This window comes from Pigmentiphaga sp. H8 (genome assembly GCF_003854895.1).
Taxonomy (GTDB): Bacteria; Pseudomonadota; Gammaproteobacteria; order Burkholderiales; family Burkholderiaceae_B; genus Pigmentiphaga.
In genome coordinates this window covers 2,127,914-2,145,368 of record NZ_CP033966.1, presented here as the reverse complement: position 1 = coordinate 2,145,368, position 17,455 = coordinate 2,127,914, and the positions used below count along the sequence as shown (strand labels likewise).

Annotated in this window: 17 protein-coding genes, 1 tRNA gene and 1 pseudogene; 6 read left to right on the top strand and 13 right to left on the bottom strand. The window is 67.4% G+C overall.

The annotated features are described in order from the left end of the window. The first annotated feature begins 77 nt into the window (after positions 1-77). The 3 genes and pseudogenes from EGT29_RS10120 to EGT29_RS10110 form a co-directional block, all read left to right on the top strand. On the top strand, positions 78-1,208 hold the full coding sequence (locus EGT29_RS10120) for an MFS transporter (RefSeq protein ID WP_202865631.1): 1,131 nt from the start codon (positions 78-80) through the stop codon (positions 1,206-1,208). Then, positions 1,205-1,660, top strand: a complete 456-nt coding sequence (locus tag EGT29_RS10115) for a cyclophilin-like fold protein (protein ID WP_238160348.1) — start codon at positions 1,205-1,207, stop codon at positions 1,658-1,660. Before EGT29_RS10120 ends, EGT29_RS10115 begins: the two co-directional genes overlap by 4 nt. Before the next feature lie 34 nt (positions 1,661-1,694). After that, positions 1,695-2,612, top strand: a pseudogene (locus tag EGT29_RS10110) (NAD(P)-dependent alcohol dehydrogenase); the annotation flags it as partial. Between the two features lie 66 nt (positions 2,613-2,678). Here the strand turns inward: EGT29_RS10110 and EGT29_RS10105 are convergent. From EGT29_RS10105 to EGT29_RS10080, 6 genes are all read right to left on the bottom strand, one after another. After that, positions 2,679-2,766, bottom strand: a tRNA-Ser gene (locus EGT29_RS10105). A gap of 60 nt (positions 2,767-2,826) precedes the next feature. After that, positions 2,827-3,177, bottom strand: a complete 351-nt coding sequence (locus EGT29_RS10100; protein WP_124688903.1) for a GFA family protein — start codon at positions 3,175-3,177, stop codon at positions 2,827-2,829. Positions 3,178-3,196: 19 nt separating this feature from the next. Further along, positions 3,197-5,098 (bottom strand): ABC transporter ATP-binding protein, encoded by a 1,902-nt coding sequence (locus EGT29_RS10095; protein WP_202865608.1) that lies wholly within the window; start codon positions 5,096-5,098, stop codon positions 3,197-3,199. After that, entirely contained in the window at positions 5,098-6,561 is a 1,464-nt protein-coding gene (locus EGT29_RS10090) for an ABC transporter permease (protein ID WP_124688902.1), read from the bottom strand. Before EGT29_RS10090 ends, EGT29_RS10095 begins: the two co-directional genes overlap by 1 nt. Before the next feature lie 4 nt (positions 6,562-6,565). Then, positions 6,566-7,543 carry an ABC transporter permease gene (locus tag EGT29_RS10085; protein ID WP_124688901.1) on the bottom strand — a complete coding sequence of 326 codons (978 nt, stop codon included), beginning with the start codon at positions 7,541-7,543 and terminating at the stop codon, positions 6,566-6,568. Then, positions 7,540-9,759, bottom strand: coding sequence for an ABC transporter substrate-binding protein (locus tag EGT29_RS10080; protein ID WP_238160347.1), 2,220 nt, complete (start codon positions 9,757-9,759; stop codon positions 7,540-7,542). The genes EGT29_RS10085 and EGT29_RS10080 overlap by 4 nt, the downstream gene beginning before the upstream one ends. A 281-nt stretch (positions 9,760-10,040) precedes the next feature. On the opposite strand from EGT29_RS10080, the gene EGT29_RS10075 reads away from it, so the two are divergent. After that, the gene (locus EGT29_RS10075) at positions 10,041-11,006 is read left to right on the top strand and encodes a tripartite tricarboxylate transporter substrate binding protein (protein ID WP_124688899.1); all 966 of its coding nucleotides are present in this window, start codon (positions 10,041-10,043) and stop codon (positions 11,004-11,006) included. A gap of 12 nt (positions 11,007-11,018) precedes the next feature. On the opposite strand, the gene EGT29_RS10070 is transcribed toward EGT29_RS10075, so the two are convergent. Further along, on the bottom strand, positions 11,019-11,747 hold the full coding sequence (locus EGT29_RS10070) for an OmpW family protein (protein WP_124688898.1): 729 nt from the start codon (positions 11,745-11,747) through the stop codon (positions 11,019-11,021). 188 nt (positions 11,748-11,935) lie between these two features. Between EGT29_RS10070 and EGT29_RS10065 the strand changes: the two genes are divergently transcribed. After that, positions 11,936-12,850, top strand: a complete 915-nt coding sequence (locus EGT29_RS10065) for a YihY/virulence factor BrkB family protein (protein ID WP_124688897.1) — start codon at positions 11,936-11,938, stop codon at positions 12,848-12,850. Positions 12,851-12,888: 38 nt separating this feature from the next. Beyond that, positions 12,889-13,197, top strand: coding sequence for a hypothetical protein (locus EGT29_RS10060; protein WP_124688896.1), 309 nt, complete (start codon positions 12,889-12,891; stop codon positions 13,195-13,197). 10 nt (positions 13,198-13,207) lie between these two features. Here EGT29_RS10060 and EGT29_RS10055 read toward each other — a convergent pair whose 3' ends face one another. The 6 genes from EGT29_RS10055 to EGT29_RS10030 form a co-directional block, all read right to left on the bottom strand. After that, positions 13,208-13,408, bottom strand: a complete 201-nt coding sequence (locus tag EGT29_RS10055) for a hypothetical protein (protein ID WP_124688895.1) — start codon at positions 13,406-13,408, stop codon at positions 13,208-13,210. 76 nt (positions 13,409-13,484) lie between these two features. Further along, positions 13,485-13,877 carry a RidA family protein gene (locus EGT29_RS10050; RefSeq protein WP_124692289.1) on the bottom strand — a complete coding sequence of 131 codons (393 nt, stop codon included), beginning with the start codon at positions 13,875-13,877 and terminating at the stop codon, positions 13,485-13,487. A gap of 33 nt (positions 13,878-13,910) precedes the next feature. Beyond that, positions 13,911-15,023, bottom strand: a complete 1,113-nt coding sequence (locus EGT29_RS10045) for an acyl-CoA dehydrogenase family protein (RefSeq protein ID WP_238160441.1) — start codon at positions 15,021-15,023, stop codon at positions 13,911-13,913. A 235-nt stretch (positions 15,024-15,258) separates the two neighbouring features. Then, positions 15,259-16,113: an enoyl-CoA hydratase family protein gene (locus EGT29_RS10040; RefSeq protein WP_124688893.1), complete on the bottom strand. Its 855-nt coding sequence runs from the start codon at positions 16,111-16,113 to the stop codon at positions 15,259-15,261. Positions 16,114-16,130: 17 nt separating this feature from the next. Then, complete coding sequence (locus EGT29_RS10035; RefSeq protein WP_124688892.1) at positions 16,131-16,670, bottom strand: MarR family winged helix-turn-helix transcriptional regulator; 540 nt, start codon at positions 16,668-16,670, stop codon at positions 16,131-16,133. 10 nt (positions 16,671-16,680) lie between these two features. Continuing rightward, entirely contained in the window at positions 16,681-17,454 is a 774-nt protein-coding gene (locus EGT29_RS10030; protein WP_124688891.1) for an SDR family NAD(P)-dependent oxidoreductase, read from the bottom strand. Position 17,455 lies beyond the last annotated feature (1 nt).

The window sequence follows — 17,455 nt, the reverse complement described above, 5'->3', positions numbered from 1 at the left end:
ATCAAGCCACAACCAGCACGGTTTCTTCCCTGCGCGAGGCCAGGACGCAGCCCGCTTATTGGAGCGGTGTGTTTGCGATGTCCCTGTGCGTCTTCGCGCTGATCGCCTCCGAATTCATGCCCGTCAGCCTGCTGACGGCGATGGCCGCAGACCTGCATGTCACGGAAGGAATGGCCGGACAAGGCATCGCGATCTCCGGCGCATTCGCGGTACTCGCCAGCCTTTCGATCTCCACCCTTGCGGGCACGATGAATCGCAAGAAGCTCCTGCTGGCGCTGACCGGGTTGATGGTCCTCTCCAATGCCTTGATCGCCCTGGCTCCCGACTACCTGACCTACATGGCAGGCAGGGCGCTCATCGGCGTGGTCGTCGGCGGTTTCTGGTCCATGTCGGCCGCAACGGCCATGCGGCTGGTACCGTCGGCGCAGGTTCCACGCGCGCTTGCGATATTCAACGGCGGCAACGCGGTGGCCACCGTGATAGCCGCGCCGCTGGGCAGCTATCTGGGCTCGGTCATGGGCTGGCGCGGGGCCTTCCTCTGCCTGGTTCCGGTGGCCGTGTTCGCCCTGGCCTGGCAATGGCTCAGCCTGCCACCCATCCAGGCCGCCAAGCGTCCAAAGGGCTCCGGCAATGTGTTCAAGCTGCTCAAGAGCCGCTCCATCGCGCTGGGCATGGCAAGCTGCGGCGCATTCTTCATGGGGCAGTTTGCCTTGTTCACCTATGTGCGGCCATTCCTCGAAACGGTGGCCCGCGTCGACGTATCCACGCTGTCGTTCATCCTTCTCGTCATCGGCGTGGCCGGCTTCATCGGCACCGCGATCATAGGCACCGTCCTCAAGCGGGATCTGTATCGGACGCTGATCTCCATTCCTGTCGCGATGGCGGTACTCGCGCTGGCACTCATTCCCTTTGGAACCTGGGTTGCCGCCACCACGGCGTTGCTGGCCGTGTGGGGGTTGTTGGCTACCGCCGCCCCGGTGGGATGGTGGAACTGGATCGCCGAAGCCATGCCCCACGATGCCGAAGCCGGCGGCGGACTGATGGTCGCCGTCATCCAATCGGCTATCGCCCTGGGATCCACCATTGGAGGCATGTCGTTCGATGCCCGTGGCTACCAGAGTACATTCATGCTGAGTGCAACCGTGCTGTTACTTGCCGCGTTCCTGGCTTTCCTGACCTCTCGGTCGCAAAAGCGGCAACCCTCATGAGCCGGGCGCGGGGCCTTTTCCTGGCTGGCCTGCTGATGCTGGGCTCTTGCGGGGTATTCGTTGAAACCGGAGATGCCAGCCCTGTATCCGTGAAATCGAAGGAATCGGGCATGTGGATGACCATTGGCGAGCGCCGCTTCTCCATCACCTTGGCCAACAACGACGCCGCCCGTGCCCTTGTTGTGCTGCTACCCCTTACGCTCGACATGACCGAGCTCAACGGCAACGAGAAATACGCCAAGCTGCCCCGACGATTGCCCACCAACACAGAGCGATCTGGCACGATCCGAAGCGGCGACCTTATGCTGTATGGCTCGGGCACCCTGGTCGTTTTTTATCTGACATTCGACTCGCCATACTCGTACACCCGCCTGGGCTGGGTGGACGACCCCGCCGGCCTGGCCCGTGAGCTTGGCGGGAGTGGTGTACGAATCGAGTTTTCCGCGGACTAGTGCCGTCAACGAGCATCGCCCACGGCGCCGGCAACACCTGCCAGCCCCTGAATGGGCCGGGGCCTTGTACCCGTGCGTGCCCGGCCACGAGATCGTCGGCCGCGTCTCGGCAATAGGCAAGGACATCTCGGACTTCCAGGTCGGGGATCTCGTCGGCGTTGGCTGCATTGTCGATAGCTGCCGGCACTGCGCAGATTGCGGCGCGGGCCTGGAGAACTACTGCGACCACATGGTCGGGACCTACAACGGCCCCACTTCCGACCTGCCCGGCCATACGCTGGGCGGCTACTCGCAGCAGATCGTCGTGCACAAGCGCTACGTGCTGCGCATCCGCCACCCTGCGGAGCAACTGGCCGCCGTGGCACCGCTGCTGTGCGCGGGCATCACCACCTATTCGCCACTACGACACTGGAAAACCGGGCCCGGAAAGAAGGTTGGCGTGGTCGGCGTCGGTGGCTTGGGGCATATGGGAATCAAGTTGGCGCATGCAATGGGGGCATACGTGGTGGCGTTCACCACATCCGAAGCCAAGCGCGACGCCGCCAGAGTCCTGGGCGCGGACGAAGTCGTCGTCTCGCGCCACGCGAACGAGATGGAGGCCCATGCCAAGACCTTCGATTTCATCCTGAATACCGTGGCCGCGCCGCACGATCTGGACGCATTTTTCGAGTTGCTCAAACGCGACGGCACCATGGCCCTGGTCGGCGCTCCGGCAACGCCGCACCCTTCGCCTCAGGTGTTCAGCCTGATCATGAAGCGCCGCAGCCTGGCCGGCTCGATGATCGGCGGCATTCCCGAGACGCAGGAGATGCTGGATTTCTGTGCCGAGCACGGCATCGTGGCGGATATCGAAATGATACGCGCCGACGAAATCAACAAGGCCTACGAACGCATGCTCGACGGAGACGTGAAGTACCGGTTCGTGATCGACAACGCATCGCTCGCAAAATGATCCCGAAATCGCCAAAATGAAAAACCCCTTGATTTCTCAATGAAATCAAGGGGTTTTCACGTTCTTTGGCGGAAGCGGTGAGATTCGAACTCACGAACGGTTGCCCGTTGCCGGTTTTCAAGACCGGTGCAATCGACCACTCTGCCACGCTTCCCTATGCGGCGCCAGGAGCGGAATGATAATCCATTTTAGCCCCCCGCCCCTGCCGGCAGGCCTAGAAGCTGGCCCCATCCACCCGGTTGATCTGCAAGGCGTCCAGGTCGATGGACGGCACGCAGCGCAGGTTCACCGCCCGCATGGGCGTGCCGTCGGGCATGGCGCCCCGGGCGAAGGACTGCGTGCCACAGGTCGAGCAGAACATGTGTTCGATCTTGTGGGCGTGGAAGAAATAGGACCGCAGCTGATCCTGGCCCTGCTTCAGCTGGAACTGGCCTTCAGGCACGAAGCTCAGCAGGAAACCCTTGCGGCGGCAATGGGAGCAATTGCAGCTCATGGCCTGGGCGGGCACGGGGGCATCGACCTCGAACGCGACGGCCCCGCAATGGCAACTTCCTTCGTACGACATGCCTGGTCTCCTTGTTCGTTCAGGCCGCTTCGACGTCGAAGCGCGGCACCGCGTCCAGCAACTGCCGGGTATAGCCATGGTCCGGCCGGGTCAGGACGCGTTCGGCCGGGCCGGTCTCGACGATACGGCCGCCCTGCATGACGGCGATGTCGTCAGCCAGGTATTCGACCACGCCGAAGTTGTGGGTGATGAACAGGTAGGCGATGCCCATGTCCCGCTGCAAGGCATGCAGCAGATTGAGGATCTGCGCCTGCACCGAGACGTCCAGCGCCGAGGTCGGTTCGTCGCACACCATGAGCTTGGGCTCGACCGCCAGGGCGCGGGCGATGGCGATGCGCTGGCGCTGGCCGCCCGAGAATTCGTGCGGGTAGCGGTCGCGGGCATCGGCGCGCAGCCCGACCTGGTCCAGCAGGCGAAGCATGGCGGCCTGGCGGCTGGCGGCGTCCAGGTCGGGACGCAACGAGGCCAGGCCCTCGTCCAGGATCTCGCCCACGCGCATGCGGGGGTTCAGCGAGGCGTACGGGTCCTGGAAGATGATCTGGATGTCGCGCCGCAGGCGCTTGAGCGATCTGCCGCCGGCCCGCAGCAGGTCCTGCCCCTGAAGGCTGGCCTGGCCGGAAATGGTGGCCACGCCGTCCAGCAGGCGCAGCAAGGCCTTGCCGGTGGTGGTCTTGCCGCAGCCCGATTCGCCGACCAGGGCGAGCGTCCTGCCGGTATCCAGCGACAGGCTCACGCCATCCACGGCCTTGACCCAGCCGGCCGTGCGGCGCAGCACGCCCTTGCGTATGGGGAAGTGGACCTTCAGGTCGGTCACGCTCAACAGGCCGGATCCGGGCGCGGAGGCCGCGGCCGGCGCGGGAACCACCGCGCCGGCCTCGGACGGCGCCACGACGTGCACCTCGGGCAGCGGCTCGCCCTTGCCCGCCGCGCGGGCGGCGTCGATCTGGACCAGCCGAACGCAGCGCACGGCATGTCCGGGCGTCTCCTGGACGAGCGGCGGCGGCGCGACGTCGCATTCGGCCGCGTGGGCCGGACAGCGCTGGGCGAAGCGGCAGCCGCCGAACGCCTGGTTCAGGGCAGGCACGGTGCCGGGAATGGCGGCCAGGTGCTCGCCCCGGCGGCCCATGCTGGGCAGCGCGCCGAACAGCAGCCGGGCATAAGGGTGGCGGGGATGGCCGAAGAACTCGTCGGCCGGCGCGGACTCGACGATCTGGCCGGCGTACATCAGCGCGACGTGGTGGGCCATGCTGCGCACGATGCCCAGGTCGTGAGTGATGAGCATCATCGCCATGCCGAGCTGGGACTGCAGGGTGCGCAGCAGTTCCAGGATCTGCGCCTGGATGGTGACGTCCAGCGCGGTGGTAGGCTCGTCGGCGATCAGCAGTTCCGGTTCGGCCGCCAGCGCGATGGCGATCATGACGCGCTGCTTCTGGCCGCCCGACAACTGGAAGGGGTAGTCGTCCACGCGCCGTTCGGGCTCGGGTATGCCGACCCGCCTCAGCCACTCGACGGCCTTGGCGCGGGCAGCCGCCCCGCGCAGCGAGGTATGCGTGGCGATGGTCTCGACGATCTGGTCGCCCACCCGCATCACCGGGTTCAGGCTGGTGGCGGGCTCCTGGAAGATGATGCTGATCTTGCGGCCGCGCACGGTGCGCATGTCGCGCTCGGGCAGGCGGTTCAGGTCCACCCCTTCGAGCAAGGTCCGGCCGCGCTCGATCCGGCCGGCGTCGGGCAGGAGGCGCAGCAGCGCCAGCGCGGTCATGCTCTTGCCGCAGCCAGACTCGCCCACCAGGGCGAAGGTCTGGCCGCGCGCGATGGCCAGGTCGAGCGCATCCACGGCATGGACGACGCCATGGTCGCTGTCGAGCTGGACGTCCAGCTGGCGCACGTCCAGCATGGCGGTTTCCGCGGGGGCGTTCATCAGCGGTCCTCCAGCATCTTGGCCGAACGGGCCCGCGCCCACGCCGGCCGGTAGGCCCGGGCGCGCGGGTCGAAGGCCTCGCGCACGGCGTCGGCGAACAGGTTGGCGGACAGCACCAGGGCCAGCATGAAGACGAAGGCCGACAGCAGGCTCCACCAGATCATGGGATCGCGCGACATTTCCAGCCGCGCGAGGTTGATCATGGATCCGAACGAGTTCATGGACGGATCGACTCCCACGCCCAGGTAGGACAGCACGGCCTCGTACAGCACCAGGGTCGAGAAATCGAGCACCACGGTGATCAGCACGATGTGCATGACGTTGGGCAGCAGGTGGCGGGTCATGATGCGCACCGGCGAGGCACCGAAGGCACGCGCGGCCAGCACGTAGTCCAGCTCGCGCAGCTTGAGCGTCTCGGCCCGCAGCAGCCGGCACAGCCCCGCCCAGCCGGTCACGCCCAGGATGATGCACAGCAGGAACAGGCGCAGGTCGGCGCGTTCGGCGCCGGTCTCGAACAGGTCGGGATTGTTGTCGATGAAGACCTGCACCATGAGCACGCAGGCCGCGATCAGCAGCACGCCGGGAATGGACGTGAGCGTGGTGTAGACGTACTGGATGACGTCGTCGACCCAGCCCTTGAAGTAGCCCGCCATGATGCCCAGTGCCAGGGCCAGCGGCAGGGTCGCCAGGGTGGTCAGGCTGCCGATGACCAGGGCCGTGCGGAAGCTCTTGACCGTCTGCACCAGCACGTCGTTGCCGGTGCTGTCGGTGCCCATGACGTGATAGCCGGTGGACAGCGACACGGCCGCGCCCGCCAGGATGGCGATGATGCCGAAGATCAGCAGCATGGGCGCCAGGGGCACGGCGGTGCGCCGCTGGACGATGTCGCGCCACACCACGGCAAAGCCCTGCCCGCCCCGATGCGCCAGGGCGCCAGCCACCAGCAGGGCCACGGCGCCGGCAAGCAGGCCGCCGGCCACGACGCCCACCGCCGTTCGCCGCAGCACGTCCCCCAGCCACTGCGTATCGGGATCGGTCAGGTGCGCGCCGCCGTGGCGCAGGCGCGGATAGTCCCGCACCGGCTTGCCGTCGACCAGCATGGATTCCTTGGTGAACTGGCGCACCGCCAGCGGCGCCGAGTAGGTCTTCTCGCGCCCGGCCATGGGTTTTTCCAGCAGGGCGTCGAGCACCGAACGGGTGACCGGGGAATAGGCGCGCGCGCCCTTCCCGCCATTGACTTCCACCGATTCCAGCAAGGGCCGGTAGTGCATGGAGTCCAGCACCCCGATCACCACGAACACGCCCAGCACCACCACGGCGCACATGGCCGGCGTGTCGCGGGCCACCCTGGCCCAGGTGGCCCGCAGGTTGGGCGTGCGGCGGGCGTGCCAGGCGTAGCAGGCCACCCCCAGCACCAGCAGGAACAGCGCGACGTCGGTCCACAGAAAGACGATCTTGGGCATGTTCTTACTCGAAACGCACGCGCGGATCCGCGATCGTGTAGGAGATGTCGGCCAGGATCAGGCCGATGATGTACAGCACCGAACCGATGAACACCATGGCGCGCACGATGGCGAAGTCCTGGGCGTTGATGGCGTCCATGGTGTAGCTGCCCAGGCCCGGTATGCCGAAGAAGGATTCGGCGATCAGGCTGCCCATGAACAGCAGCGGGATAGCCGAAACGGTGCTGGTCAGGATGGGCAGCATGGCGTTGCGCAGCACGTGGCGAAACAGCACCAGGCGCTCGGACAGCCCCTTGGAGCGGGCCGTGCGGACGTAGTCCTTGCCGATTTCCTCGAGGAACAGCGCGCGGTAGAAACGCGCCTCGGGCCCCAGCTTGGCGATGATGGCCACCAGCACGGGCAACAGCAGGAAGCGCACGGCGTCCAGGCCGCCGGCGAAGCCCGACAGCGGGACCAGCCGCAGGGTCTTGGAGAACAGGTATTGCCCGGCGATGATGTAGAACAGCGCCGAGATGGACAGCATGGCCACGCACAGCACCACGCCCCAGAAATCCAGGTAGGTCCCCCGGAAGAACACCAGGAGCAGCGCGAACGCCACGCTGGCGAACAGGCCCAGCAGGAAGGTAGGCACCGCCAGCGCCAGGCTGGGCCCCACCCGCTGCCGGATCTCGTAGCCGATGTCCCGGCCGGCGTCCGAGGCGCCGAAGTCGAACACGAACAGCCGGGCGGAACGGTCGAAGAAGATGGTGTCGGTGTAGCGCCGCGCGCCCTCGGCCTGGGTGTTGACCAGCAGCGGCTTGTCGTAGCCGCGCTCGACCTTCCACTTTTCAATGGCGTCGGCGGTGACCCGGCGCCCGCCTATGGACAGGCGCGCCATGTCGTCGGGCGTGTTGACCGCGAAGAACAGCATGAAGGTGAACAGGTTGACGCCGATCAGGATCAGGACCCCGTACAGGATCCGGCGCACGATGTAGGCGGTCATGCCGCATCTCCCGTGGGACGGTCGGTATGGACGGCCACGGCGCGGTCGCGGCGCCGGACCATGCGCCATGCGGGCACGGCAAGGAGGACCAGCAGCAGCACCGCCAGCCCCACCGGCCACCAGACCGGCTGGTTCCATTCGGCGATCTTGCGGGCCCGCAGGGCGGAATCGATCTTCATGAACTGGAGGTTGTTCCGTATCATCTGGGTCGGCTTGCCGTTGCCCACCCACTGCTGGTAGGCGCCTCCGGACTTGGGGAAGTAGCCGAACATCCACGCGGCATCGGTCTGCACGATGGCGACCATGCGGGCGATCAGGGCTTCCTTCTCGGGTCCGTCGTCCAGGTATTTCATGCGTTCGAACAGCTTGTCGAACTCGGGATTGACGTAGTTCGAGGCGTTCTCGCCGCCCTCCTTCGCCTTGCCATTCGGGCCATAGAGCAGGAACAGGAAGTTCTCGGCGTCGGGATAATCGGCGTTCCAGCCCCACAGGAAGATCTGCGCCACGCCGCGCCGCATCTTGTCCTGGAAGCGGTTGTAGTCCGTGGAGCGGACCTCGAGCTGAATGCCCAGCTTGCCGAACTGGCGCTGCAGCCAGTCGAACTGCGAACGCGCGCCGGGCGACACGCCGCCCATCGCATCGTAGTTCAGGACCAGGGGCTGGCCGGTCTGCGCGTTGCGGCCATCGGGGTAGCCGGCTTCGGCCAGCAGCTTCTTGGCCTCGGCCAGCGGCTTGCGGGTGATCTTGTCGCCGTCTATGTCGTAGACCACCGGGTTGGCGCCGGCGGGCGGATCGCGGTAGCCCAGCAGGCCCGGCGGCAGCGGCCCATGCGCGACCTGCGCCTGGCTGTTCTCGAAGATGGTGACGTATTCCTCCCAGTCCACCGCGATGCTGATGGCCTGGCGCAGCTTGCGGTTGCGCTCCTCCTGGGCGGGGTTGTCGCCCTTGCCCACCACGGGGTCCAGCCAGTTGAAGCCCATGTACCAGTTCTGGGTCTCGACCGTGGTCGGCAGCTTCAGCCCGCGCTCGGCGTACAGCGCCGCCTTTTCCTTCGAATCGCCGGCCGCCACCAGGTAGGCCACGCCGTATTCGCCGCGTTCGGCCTGGGGCACGTCGTAGTAGCCCTGCAGGAACTTGCCCTGCAGCGGCACGCTTTCCTTCTCGATGTTGAAGACGATGCGGTCGATGAAGGGGGTGGGTTTGCCGCAGTCCTCCAGCAGGCCGGCGGCGCGGTCTTCGTCCGTGCCTTCGCAGGGATAGGGGTCGCCGCGGAAATTGGGATTGCGCGACAGCACGTGACGGCGGTTCTCGCGATATTCCGTCAGCATGTACGGCCCGGTGCCCACCGGCCAGTAGTTCAGGGTCAGGTTGCGCTCGGCCATGCCGGCCTGGCTGTAGAACTGGTCCGCTTCCCAGGGAATGGGCGAGAAGAAGGTCATCGCCAGCCAGTACTTGAACTGGGGGTACTTGCCCTTGATCCGTATGCGCAGCGTATGGGGGTCCAGCGCCTCCACGCCTTCGAAGGCGTATTGGCGGAAGTCCAGCCACGGCAGGTCGCGCGTGGTCGGCGCCAGGCCCTTGCGCAGCTCGGCGTCGGCGGCGCGGATGCGGTCGCCATATTCCTTGAAGCCGACGATGTAGTCGGTCATGTGCGCGTAGATGGGCGACACCACGCGGGTGGTGGCCAGGCGGCGGATACCGTAGACGTAGTCGTCGGCGGTCAGCTCGCGCGAGCCGGTGCGGGGAAAGTCGGGGATGGCGTACTTGCCTTCCAGGTCCGCCGGCGCCAGGTGCCGGTACAGGTCCCGGCCGGCCTCATCCACCGCGAACGCGGGATGCGGCTGGAACCGGATGCCGGGCTTGATCGGGATGTCGTAGACGCTTTGCACCACCCGCTCGCCCGGCACGTCGTCCGGCAGGCGATTGCCCTGGGCGTCCAGGTAGACCGGATCGACCACCTGGACGGCCGCCCGTGGCACGAGCTGGTAGGGCCGCTTCAGGTAGTCGTAGCCGTACAGCGGCTCGTAGATCTGGTAGGTGTAGGGGGTCTCGTCGACCGAATAGGAACTGGCCGGGTCCAGGTACTTGGGCGAGCGCTGCGTGAATGCCGTGTACATCACGTTCTCGCGCTCGGCGCCAGCCGCGTAGGGGCTGTTCAGCGGCGTGCCGCCGTCGGGACCGCCGGGCGAGCACCCGGCCGCGACGACCGCCGCCATCGCCAGGAGGAATGTTCTGGCCCATCCGCACGCGCCCTGTGCGCCCTGTCTCAAACCCTCAGCGCGCGTCAGGCGCATCGACCACCTCCCCGGAGTAGCGTTCTCTTGAGAATAGCAAAAACCGTACCGTTGCCCACACCGGTTTCGTTAAGGAATACCCCGAAACTTCCCCCGCCGCGCATGTCGATATAGGCAACCGGCATATCCCCGCCGGGGATTTTCATTACCCGGCCCCGCTGCCCGGCCCTTAGGATGAGAGGTTCGCCGCAAAGAGGGAAATCATGTTCCGCCACGCCATCCTGACGATCTCCTGCCTGCTGGCGGCCACCGCCGCGCAGGCCGAAACCTATCCTTCCCGCCCCATCACACTGGTGGTGCCGGGCCCGGCGGGCGGCACGCCCGACGTCGTCGCCCGCATGGTTGCCGACAAGCTGCGCGCGCGCCTGGGGCAGCCGGTCATCATCGAGAACAAGGCCGGCGCCAACGGCTTCATCGGCTCGGCCGCCGTCGCCAAGGCCCCGGCCGACGGCTACACGCTGCTGATGGGCTTTGCCCAGACCATGGCGGTCAATCCCGTCACCTTCAAGAAACTGCCCTACGACCCCGTCAAGGACTTCACCGCCGTGGCGCGGCTGGTGGATTTCGAGCTGGCCCTGGCCACCCCGGCCAGCGTGCCGGCGGCCTCGCTGGGCGAGCTCGTTTCCTGGCTGCGGGCCGGGCGCGGCAAGTACTCGTACGGATCGTTCGGGGCCGCGTCGCCGTCGCAGTTCGCCGGCGACATGTTCAACCGCAAGGCGCAACTGGACATGCAGCACGTTCCCTACAAGGGCTCGGCGCCGCTGGTGACCGACCTCGTGGGCGGCCAGGTGCAGTTCGGCTTCGTGGTCCTGCAGGTCGCCCAGCAACTGGCCCAGGGCGGCAAGCTGAAGATCCTGGCCGTGACCGGGGCGCGCAGGCAGCCGGCCGCCCCCGAGGTCCCGACCATGACCGAGGCGGGCTACCCCGACGTGAACGCCACCGGCTGGTACGGGCTGTATGCCCCCCAGGGCACGCCCGCCGCCGTGGTGAACAAGCTGGACGAGGCCGTGGGCCAGGTCATGAAAGACCCCGAGGTCCAGCGCAAGCTGGTGGAGCAAGGCGTGAATCCGGCCTATGCCGGGCACGATGCGCTGGCCGGCTACACCCGCAGCGAAATCGCGCGCTGGCGCGACATCGTGGCCCAGACCGGCTTCAGCGCGCAGGACTGACGCCCGGGCCGTTCAAAAGCGATAGGTAACGGCCAGCATCCCCACGATGGGGTTGATCTTCAGGTCCGACTGGCTCTCGACCGTGCCCACCGGCGTGCCGTAGGTGCGCAGGTGGGCACGGGTCTTGAGCGGCAGGTAGGACACCGACAGCAAGGCGCCCCAGTGCCTGTCGATCTGGTAGGCCGCCCCGACGTTCAGCACGGGTGCCCACTTGCTGTCGACCTTGGCCTCGGTCCTGAGATCGGGATTAGCCGTGCGGGTAACCGTTACCGACACCGCGCGCTGGAAGCCGCCGGTCAGGCGCACGTCCGAATACCAGATGTAGCTCAGCCCGGCGCCGACGAAGGGACGAAAGGCGCTGTCGGCGTCCCCGAAGAAATACTTGAACACCACCCCCGGGCTCCACTGGCGGGCGGAGCCCAGTTCGCCCACGGGTGCCAGCGCCTGCGCGCCGTTCAGCCTGAACCGGGGCGGCACGCCCAGGACCAGTTCGGCCGCGATATGGTCGGTCAGGAAGCGCGTGTAGGTCAGGCCCAGGGTGTCCGCGCTTTCCAGCGACGATCCGGTATTGGGCACCGGCCCGGCCAGCGCGCCCGGCGCGACGATGGTGAGCGGCTTGCTCGAATCCTGGGGCATGACACGCACCCAGCCCACGCCGATGATGCTGGATCCGGCGCTTTGCGCATGGACCGCCGAAGCGCACAAGGTCCCGAGCACGGCCAGCAGGGCGCGCGGCTTCATGATGTTGTCTCCTGAGGTTCTGGTAGCGCGGGCGGGAATGCACGAATGCACATTTGACCGGGCGATGGTCGCACATCGGCAATGCGTTAGCAAAATCTACATTTGCGTCGGTTTGTTTTCGGATGCTGACGCTGCGCGGCCCCACGCCCAGAATGTAGCCGTACCGTTCCGACGGAGGTGCCGCCGCCATGCCCCTGGGCTCTTACCTGGACCGTTTGCGCCGCGTGCTCATCGTCGCGCTGCTGTGGGACACCGCGCGCCGGTGGTCCGACCATCGCGCCGCCAGCAAGGGCGCGGCGCTGGCCCTGTACATGGTGTTCTCGCTCGCGCCCATCCTGCTGCTGGTCATCGCCATCGCGGGCGCCTTCTTCGGCGAGGATGCCGTGCGCAACCAGCTCGTCAGCCAGATCGGCTCGCTGACGGGGCGCCAGGGAGCCGAGGCCATCCAGACCGTCCTGGCCAGCGCCCAGCAATCGGACAAGGGCTGGGCGGCCGCCCTGATCTCGACCGTGCTGCTGATGTTCAGCGCGACCACGGCCTTCTCGGAACTGAAAGAAAGCCTGGACGAGTTGTGGGACGTGCCGTCGTCCAGGACGTCCGGCATCTGGGCCCTGGTCCGCGGCCGGCTGCTGTCGTTCGGCCTGGTGCTGGTCCTGGCCCTGTTCCTGCTGATCTCGCTGGCCGTCAACGCCGCGCTGGCCGCCCTGCAGGAATACTGGCACGCCTTCTGGGCCGAGTCGGTGTTTTCGACGGCGGCGCTGCTGGCGTCCAACCTGTTTTCCTTCGCCGTGGTCACGGCGCTGTTCGCGGTGGTGTTCAAGCTGCTGCCCAGCGTCCGCATCCCCTGGCGGGAGGTCGTGCCGGGCGCGCTGATGACGGCCGTGCTGTTCCTGATCGGCAAGGGCGTCATCGGCCTGTACCTGGGGCACGGCAGCGTGGCGTCGTCCTACGGCGTGGCCGGTTCGGTCATCGCGCTGATCCTGTGGATCTATTATTCGGCGCAGATATTCTTCTTCGGCGCCGCCTTCACGCGGCAATACGCCGACACCTTCGGCAAGGGCAAGCGCCGCATTGCGCAGGCATTGGACGAAATCCCCCGTTGAAGTAGGATAGGCCTACCCGGTACGCGGGGGAGACGACGATGGCCGCGCTGCATCCCTACATCAGGTTCCTGGGCAGTCTGCCTCAGTTCGAGATCGACCATCATGCGGGCACCGCCATCGAGCTGCGCAGCGGCGTCGTGGTGGCCAAGTATGAAGGCGAGAAGCCGCATCACCAGCACTGCCTGGCCCTGAGCTGGCCGGGCCAGCCGGCCGGACAGCCGGTGCTGGTGTCGGCCACCAAGTACGTGCCGCTGCAGGTGGGCGAAGCCATCAAGCTGGGTGCGCCCCGCGCCGAGCTGCTGGAAGCCAGCCGGCACATCTTCGTCGAGGCCGGCGTATGGCACTGAAATCCTCTGGCTAGGGCACCAGCGGCGGATCGATCCAGACGAAGGTCTCGCCGCGCGAGATCATTTCCGCCACGTCTTCGGGCGGCACCTCGTAGTCGGTGCCCATCAGGCTGGCCGCGCCCGTGTCGTGGATGTGGATGACAGACGGCGGGTCGGTGTCGATGAAATACCAGTAGTACCCGGGCTTGAGGCTGTGGGGGGTGTCTTTCACGATGGCTCTCCGTGTGTGCGAACGTCCATACCTGAAATGATACCCATCCCCCCCGCGCCGCGCGACCCGGACGCGGTCAGTCCGGGATGACCGCCGTCACCTCGATCTCGACCTGGGCCTCGTCCTCGACCAGGCCGGCCACCTGCACCGCCGTCATCGCGGGGAAATGGCGCCCGATGATCTCGCGATAGGCCTTGCCGATGTCCTCGTAGGATGCGACGTAGACCCGCTTGTCCAGCACGTACCAGGTCATGCGCACGATGTGCTCGGGCCCCGCGCCGGCTTCGGCCAGCACTTCGACGATATTGGCCAGCGCCTGCCGGACCTGGCCGGCGAAGTCCTTGGCGCGGAACACGCCGTCGGGTTCCCAGCCTATCATCCCGCTGATGAAGACCTGCTTGCCGCGGGCGGCCAGGCCGTTGCTGTAGCCGCGGGGGCGGGGCCATCCGGCCGGCTGCAGGATTTCGATGTTCGGTGCCATGGGTTCTCCTTTCGTCGTTCTTCAGGCCGCGCCCGCCGCGCGCAGCAGTTCGCGGGCGATGATCAATTGCTGGACTTCGGTGGCGCCTTCGTAGATGCGCAGCGCGCGGATCTCGCGATACAGGCGTTCGACCGTCTCGCCGCTGACCACACCCTGCCCGCCGAACATCTGCACCGCCGCGTCGATCACGCGCTGCGCGGTCTCGGTGGCGGTCATCTTGGCCATGGCCGCCTCCTTGGTGATGCGCGCGCCGCCGTCGCGCATCCAGGCCGCCCGATAGGTCAACAGCGCCGCGGCATCGACGCCGGTGGCCATCTCGGCCAGCTTCGCCTGGGTCAACTGGAAGTCGGCCAGCGTCTGGCCGAACATGCGGCGCGAGGTCGCGCGTGCCAGCGCCTCGTCCAGGGCGCGGCGGGCGAAGCCCAGCGCCGCGGCCGCCACCGAGGTGCGAAAGACATCCAGCGTAGCCATCGCGACCTTGAAGCCCTGCCCCGGCTCGCCCAGCCGCTGGGACACCGGCACGCGGCAGCCGGCAAAGCGCAGCCGCGCCAGCGGGTGCGGCGCGATCACGTCGATGCGCTCGGCGATCTCCAGCCCGGGGGTATCGGCATCGACCACCAGCGCGGTGATGCCACGCGCCCCCGGCGCCTCGCCGGTCCGCACGAACACCACGTAGAAGTCGGCGATGCCGCCATTCGAGATCCAGGTCTTGCTGCCGTCCAGCACATAGTGCGAACCATCCAGCGTGGCCGCGCAGGCCATCGCGGCCACGTCCGAGCCCGCCTCGGGTTCGGACAGCGCGAAAGCGGCGATGGCCTGGCCGGTGGCCACGCGCGGCAGGTAGCGCGCGCGCTGGTCGCCGGTGCCGAACAGGCTGATCGCGCCCGACCCCAGGCCCTGCATGGCGAAGGAAAAATCCGCCAGCCCGTCGTGATAGGCCAGCGTCTCGCGGATCAGGCAGACGGCGCGGGTGTCGATGGTGTCGGTCAGCCCGCCATGCTCCAACCCCGCCACGGCATACCGCAGCCACCCGTCCTCGCCCAGCGCGCGCACCAGCCCGCGGCAGGTCGCATCGGTATCCCCGCCATGCGCATGCGCCACCCGCCGCGCCGCCCAGGGGTCCAGCTCCGCCATCAGTTCCTGGTGCCGCAGTTCGAAGAACGGCCAGGCCAGGTGCTGCGCCCGCGCCGCCACGCCGCCGGGCTGCCCCAGCGGATGAGCCTGCGCGCGGTTCGAATTCGATGCTTCACTCATACCAGCTCCACTGAGTAACTTTCCAGGGCACAGCGGATCCGGCTCCGCCGGTCCGCCAGTGCCGCCAGTGCCGCCCCTGGGGGGAGCGCGTCAGCGCGTAGGGGGGGCCTCTCCTTCAATCCCCTTCGAAGACGGGCCGTTGTTTCGCAACGAAGGCGTGATAGGCGCGGTGGAAATCATTGGTGGCCATGCAGATGGCCTGCGCCTGCGCTTCGGACTCGATGGCCTGCTCGATGCCCATGTTCCATTCCTGATGCAGCATGCGCTTGGTCATCGCGTGAGCGAACATCGGTCCCTGCGCCAGGCTGGCCGCCAGTTCGTAGGCCTGGCCGGACAAGGCGTCCGGTTCGCACAGGCGGTTGAAGAAGCCCCAGCGCTCACCTTCGTCACCCCCCATCGAGCGGCCGGTGTACAGCAATTCGGACGCCCTGCCCTGTCCGATCACGCGCGGCAGCAGCGCGCACGCGCCCATGTCGCAGCCGGCCAGGCCGACGCGGGTGAACAGGAAAGCCGTCTTGCTGCGCGCGGTGCCCAGGCGCATGTCCGAGGCCATCGCCAGGATGGCGCCCGCGCCCGCGCACACGCCGTCCACCGCCGCCACGATGGGTTGCGGGCAGGCGCGCATGGCCTTCACCAGGTCGCCCGTCATCCGTGTGAAAGCCAGCAGCGACGGCATGTCCAGGCGGGTGAGCGGGCCGATGATGTCGTGCACGTCGCCGCCGGAGCAGAAGTTGCCGCCAGCGCCTTGCACCACCACCGTGCGGATGTCGTCGGCATAGGCCAGCGCGCGGAAGAAATCGCGCAGCTCGGCATAGGAGTCGAAGGTGAGCGGATTCTTGCGCTCGGGACGGTCGAGCGTGACGATGGCGACCGCGTCGCGTACCTGCAGCGAGAAATGCCGGGCCTCGTAGTCGGCCATGACGGTACGGCCGCCGTGCAGCATCTGTCTTTCCCCATGAACATGGCGCATGGTCGTCATCCCCCGTTCTATTTGCGCTCGGCGGGCGACCGATCGGTCAGCCCCTGTTTCAATTGCGACAGCAGTTCGATCAGCGTGTCCTTGGACGCCGCGGGCAGGGTCGAGAACAGCTCGACGATCCACTGCTCGTGCACGGCCGCCATCTTCGCGAAGGCCTTGCGTCCGGACGGCGTGAGCTTGACCACGAAGGCGCGCCGGTCTTCCGGCGAGGGCTCGCGCACCACCAGCTTTTCTTCCTCGAGCTGGTCGGTGATGCCGGTGACGTTGCCGCCGGTCACCATCATGCGCTGCGACAGCTCGCCCATGCGCAGTCCCTCGGGGTGGCGCTCGAGCTGGGCCATGAGATCGAAGCGCGGCAGCGTGATGTCGAAATCGGCGCGCAGGCGCGACCGGATCTCGGTCTCGATGCGCACCGTGCAGGACAGCATGCGCAGCCACAACACCAGCGACTGGTGGTGGTCTTCCGTCAGCCGGGCTTCCAGGTCGAGCACCGGCGCGGGCTCGCGTCCCGCGCCGGTGCCGCTTTCATCGATGGGCTTGCGAGCCATCGTTACTCCTTCAAGTGACTTCGCCGCCCGCGACCGCGACGGCCTGGCCGTTCATCGCGGCCGAGGCCGGCAGGCACAGCCAGACGGCGGCGTTGGCCACTTCGTCGGGTTGCACCAGCCGCTTCTGCGGATTGAACGCGGCCAGCGCCGCCGTGGCCTCGGCCTGGCTGCGGCCGGTGCGGGCGGATATGTTGGCGATGGCCTCGCGGCCCAGATCGGTTTCGGTAAAGCCCGGGCACACGGCGTTGACCGTGACCCCCTTGGTGGCGACCTCCAGCGCCATCGCGCGCGTCAACCCGACGACGCCGTGCTTGGAGGCGCAATAGGCCGCCGTGTAGGTATAGCCGATCAGGCCGGCGGTGCTCGCCACGTTGACGATGCGCCCCCAGCCGGCTTCCAGCATGCCGGGAAGGACCGCGCGCGAGCAATAGAAGCTTCCGCTCAGGTTGACCGCCAGCATGCGCGTCCACAAGGCGTCGTCGGTCTTGCCCACGGACGCCGATTCCGCCTGGCCGGCGTTGTTGACGAGGATGTCGATACGCCCCGCCGCGCGCACGGCCTCGGCCATGCCCTGCTCGACCGAGGCCGATTCGGCCACGTCCATCCGCACCCGACGCGCGGCGCCCAACGGCGCCAGCGCCGCCACCGCGCCATCCAGCGCGGCCAGGTCGCGGCCCGTCAGCGTGACCGCGGCCCCCTGGCGCAGCAGTTCGCGAGCGATGGCGAGGCCTATGCCCCGCGCGCCGCCGGTCACCAGCGCATGCTTTCCGTTCAGGCTATCCATC

Coding starts and splice junctions, on each gene's coding strand:
- EGT29_RS10120 (WP_202865631.1), top strand. CDS start 78: ATGTCCCTGTGCGTCTTCGCGCTGATCGCCTCCGAATTCATGCCCGTC.
- EGT29_RS10095 (WP_202865608.1), bottom strand. CDS start 5,098: ATGAACGCCCCCGCGGAAACCGCCATGCTGGACGTGCGCCAGCTGGAC.
- EGT29_RS10060 (WP_124688896.1), top strand. CDS start 12,889: ATGGCCGCGCTGCATCCCTACATCAGGTTCCTGGGCAGTCTGCCTCAG.
- EGT29_RS10075 (WP_124688899.1), top strand. CDS start 10,041: ATGTTCCGCCACGCCATCCTGACGATCTCCTGCCTGCTGGCGGCCACC.
- EGT29_RS10115 (WP_238160348.1), top strand. CDS start 1,205: ATGAGCCGGGCGCGGGGCCTTTTCCTGGCTGGCCTGCTGATGCTGGGC.
- EGT29_RS10070 (WP_124688898.1), bottom strand. CDS start 11,747: ATGAAGCCGCGCGCCCTGCTGGCCGTGCTCGGGACCTTGTGCGCTTCG.
- EGT29_RS10035 (WP_124688892.1), bottom strand. CDS start 16,670: ATGGCTCGCAAGCCCATCGATGAAAGCGGCACCGGCGCGGGACGCGAG.
- EGT29_RS10040 (WP_124688893.1), bottom strand. CDS start 16,113: ATGCGCCATGTTCATGGGGAAAGACAGATGCTGCACGGCGGCCGTACC.
- EGT29_RS10100 (WP_124688903.1), bottom strand. CDS start 3,177: ATGTCGTACGAAGGAAGTTGCCATTGCGGGGCCGTCGCGTTCGAGGTC.
- EGT29_RS10030 (WP_124688891.1), bottom strand. CDS start 17,454: ATGGATAGCCTGAACGGAAAGCATGCGCTGGTGACCGGCGGCGCGCGG.
- EGT29_RS10065 (WP_124688897.1), top strand. CDS start 11,936: ATGCCCCTGGGCTCTTACCTGGACCGTTTGCGCCGCGTGCTCATCGTC.
- EGT29_RS10090 (WP_124688902.1), bottom strand. CDS start 6,561: ATGCCCAAGATCGTCTTTCTGTGGACCGACGTCGCGCTGTTCCTGCTG.
- EGT29_RS10045 (WP_238160441.1), bottom strand. CDS start 15,023: ATGGCGGAGCTGGACCCCTGGGCGGCGCGGCGGGTGGCGCATGCGCAT.
- EGT29_RS10085 (WP_124688901.1), bottom strand. CDS start 7,543: ATGACCGCCTACATCGTGCGCCGGATCCTGTACGGGGTCCTGATCCTG.
- EGT29_RS10080 (WP_238160347.1), bottom strand. CDS start 9,759: ATGGCGGCGGTCGTCGCGGCCGGGTGCTCGCCCGGCGGTCCCGACGGC.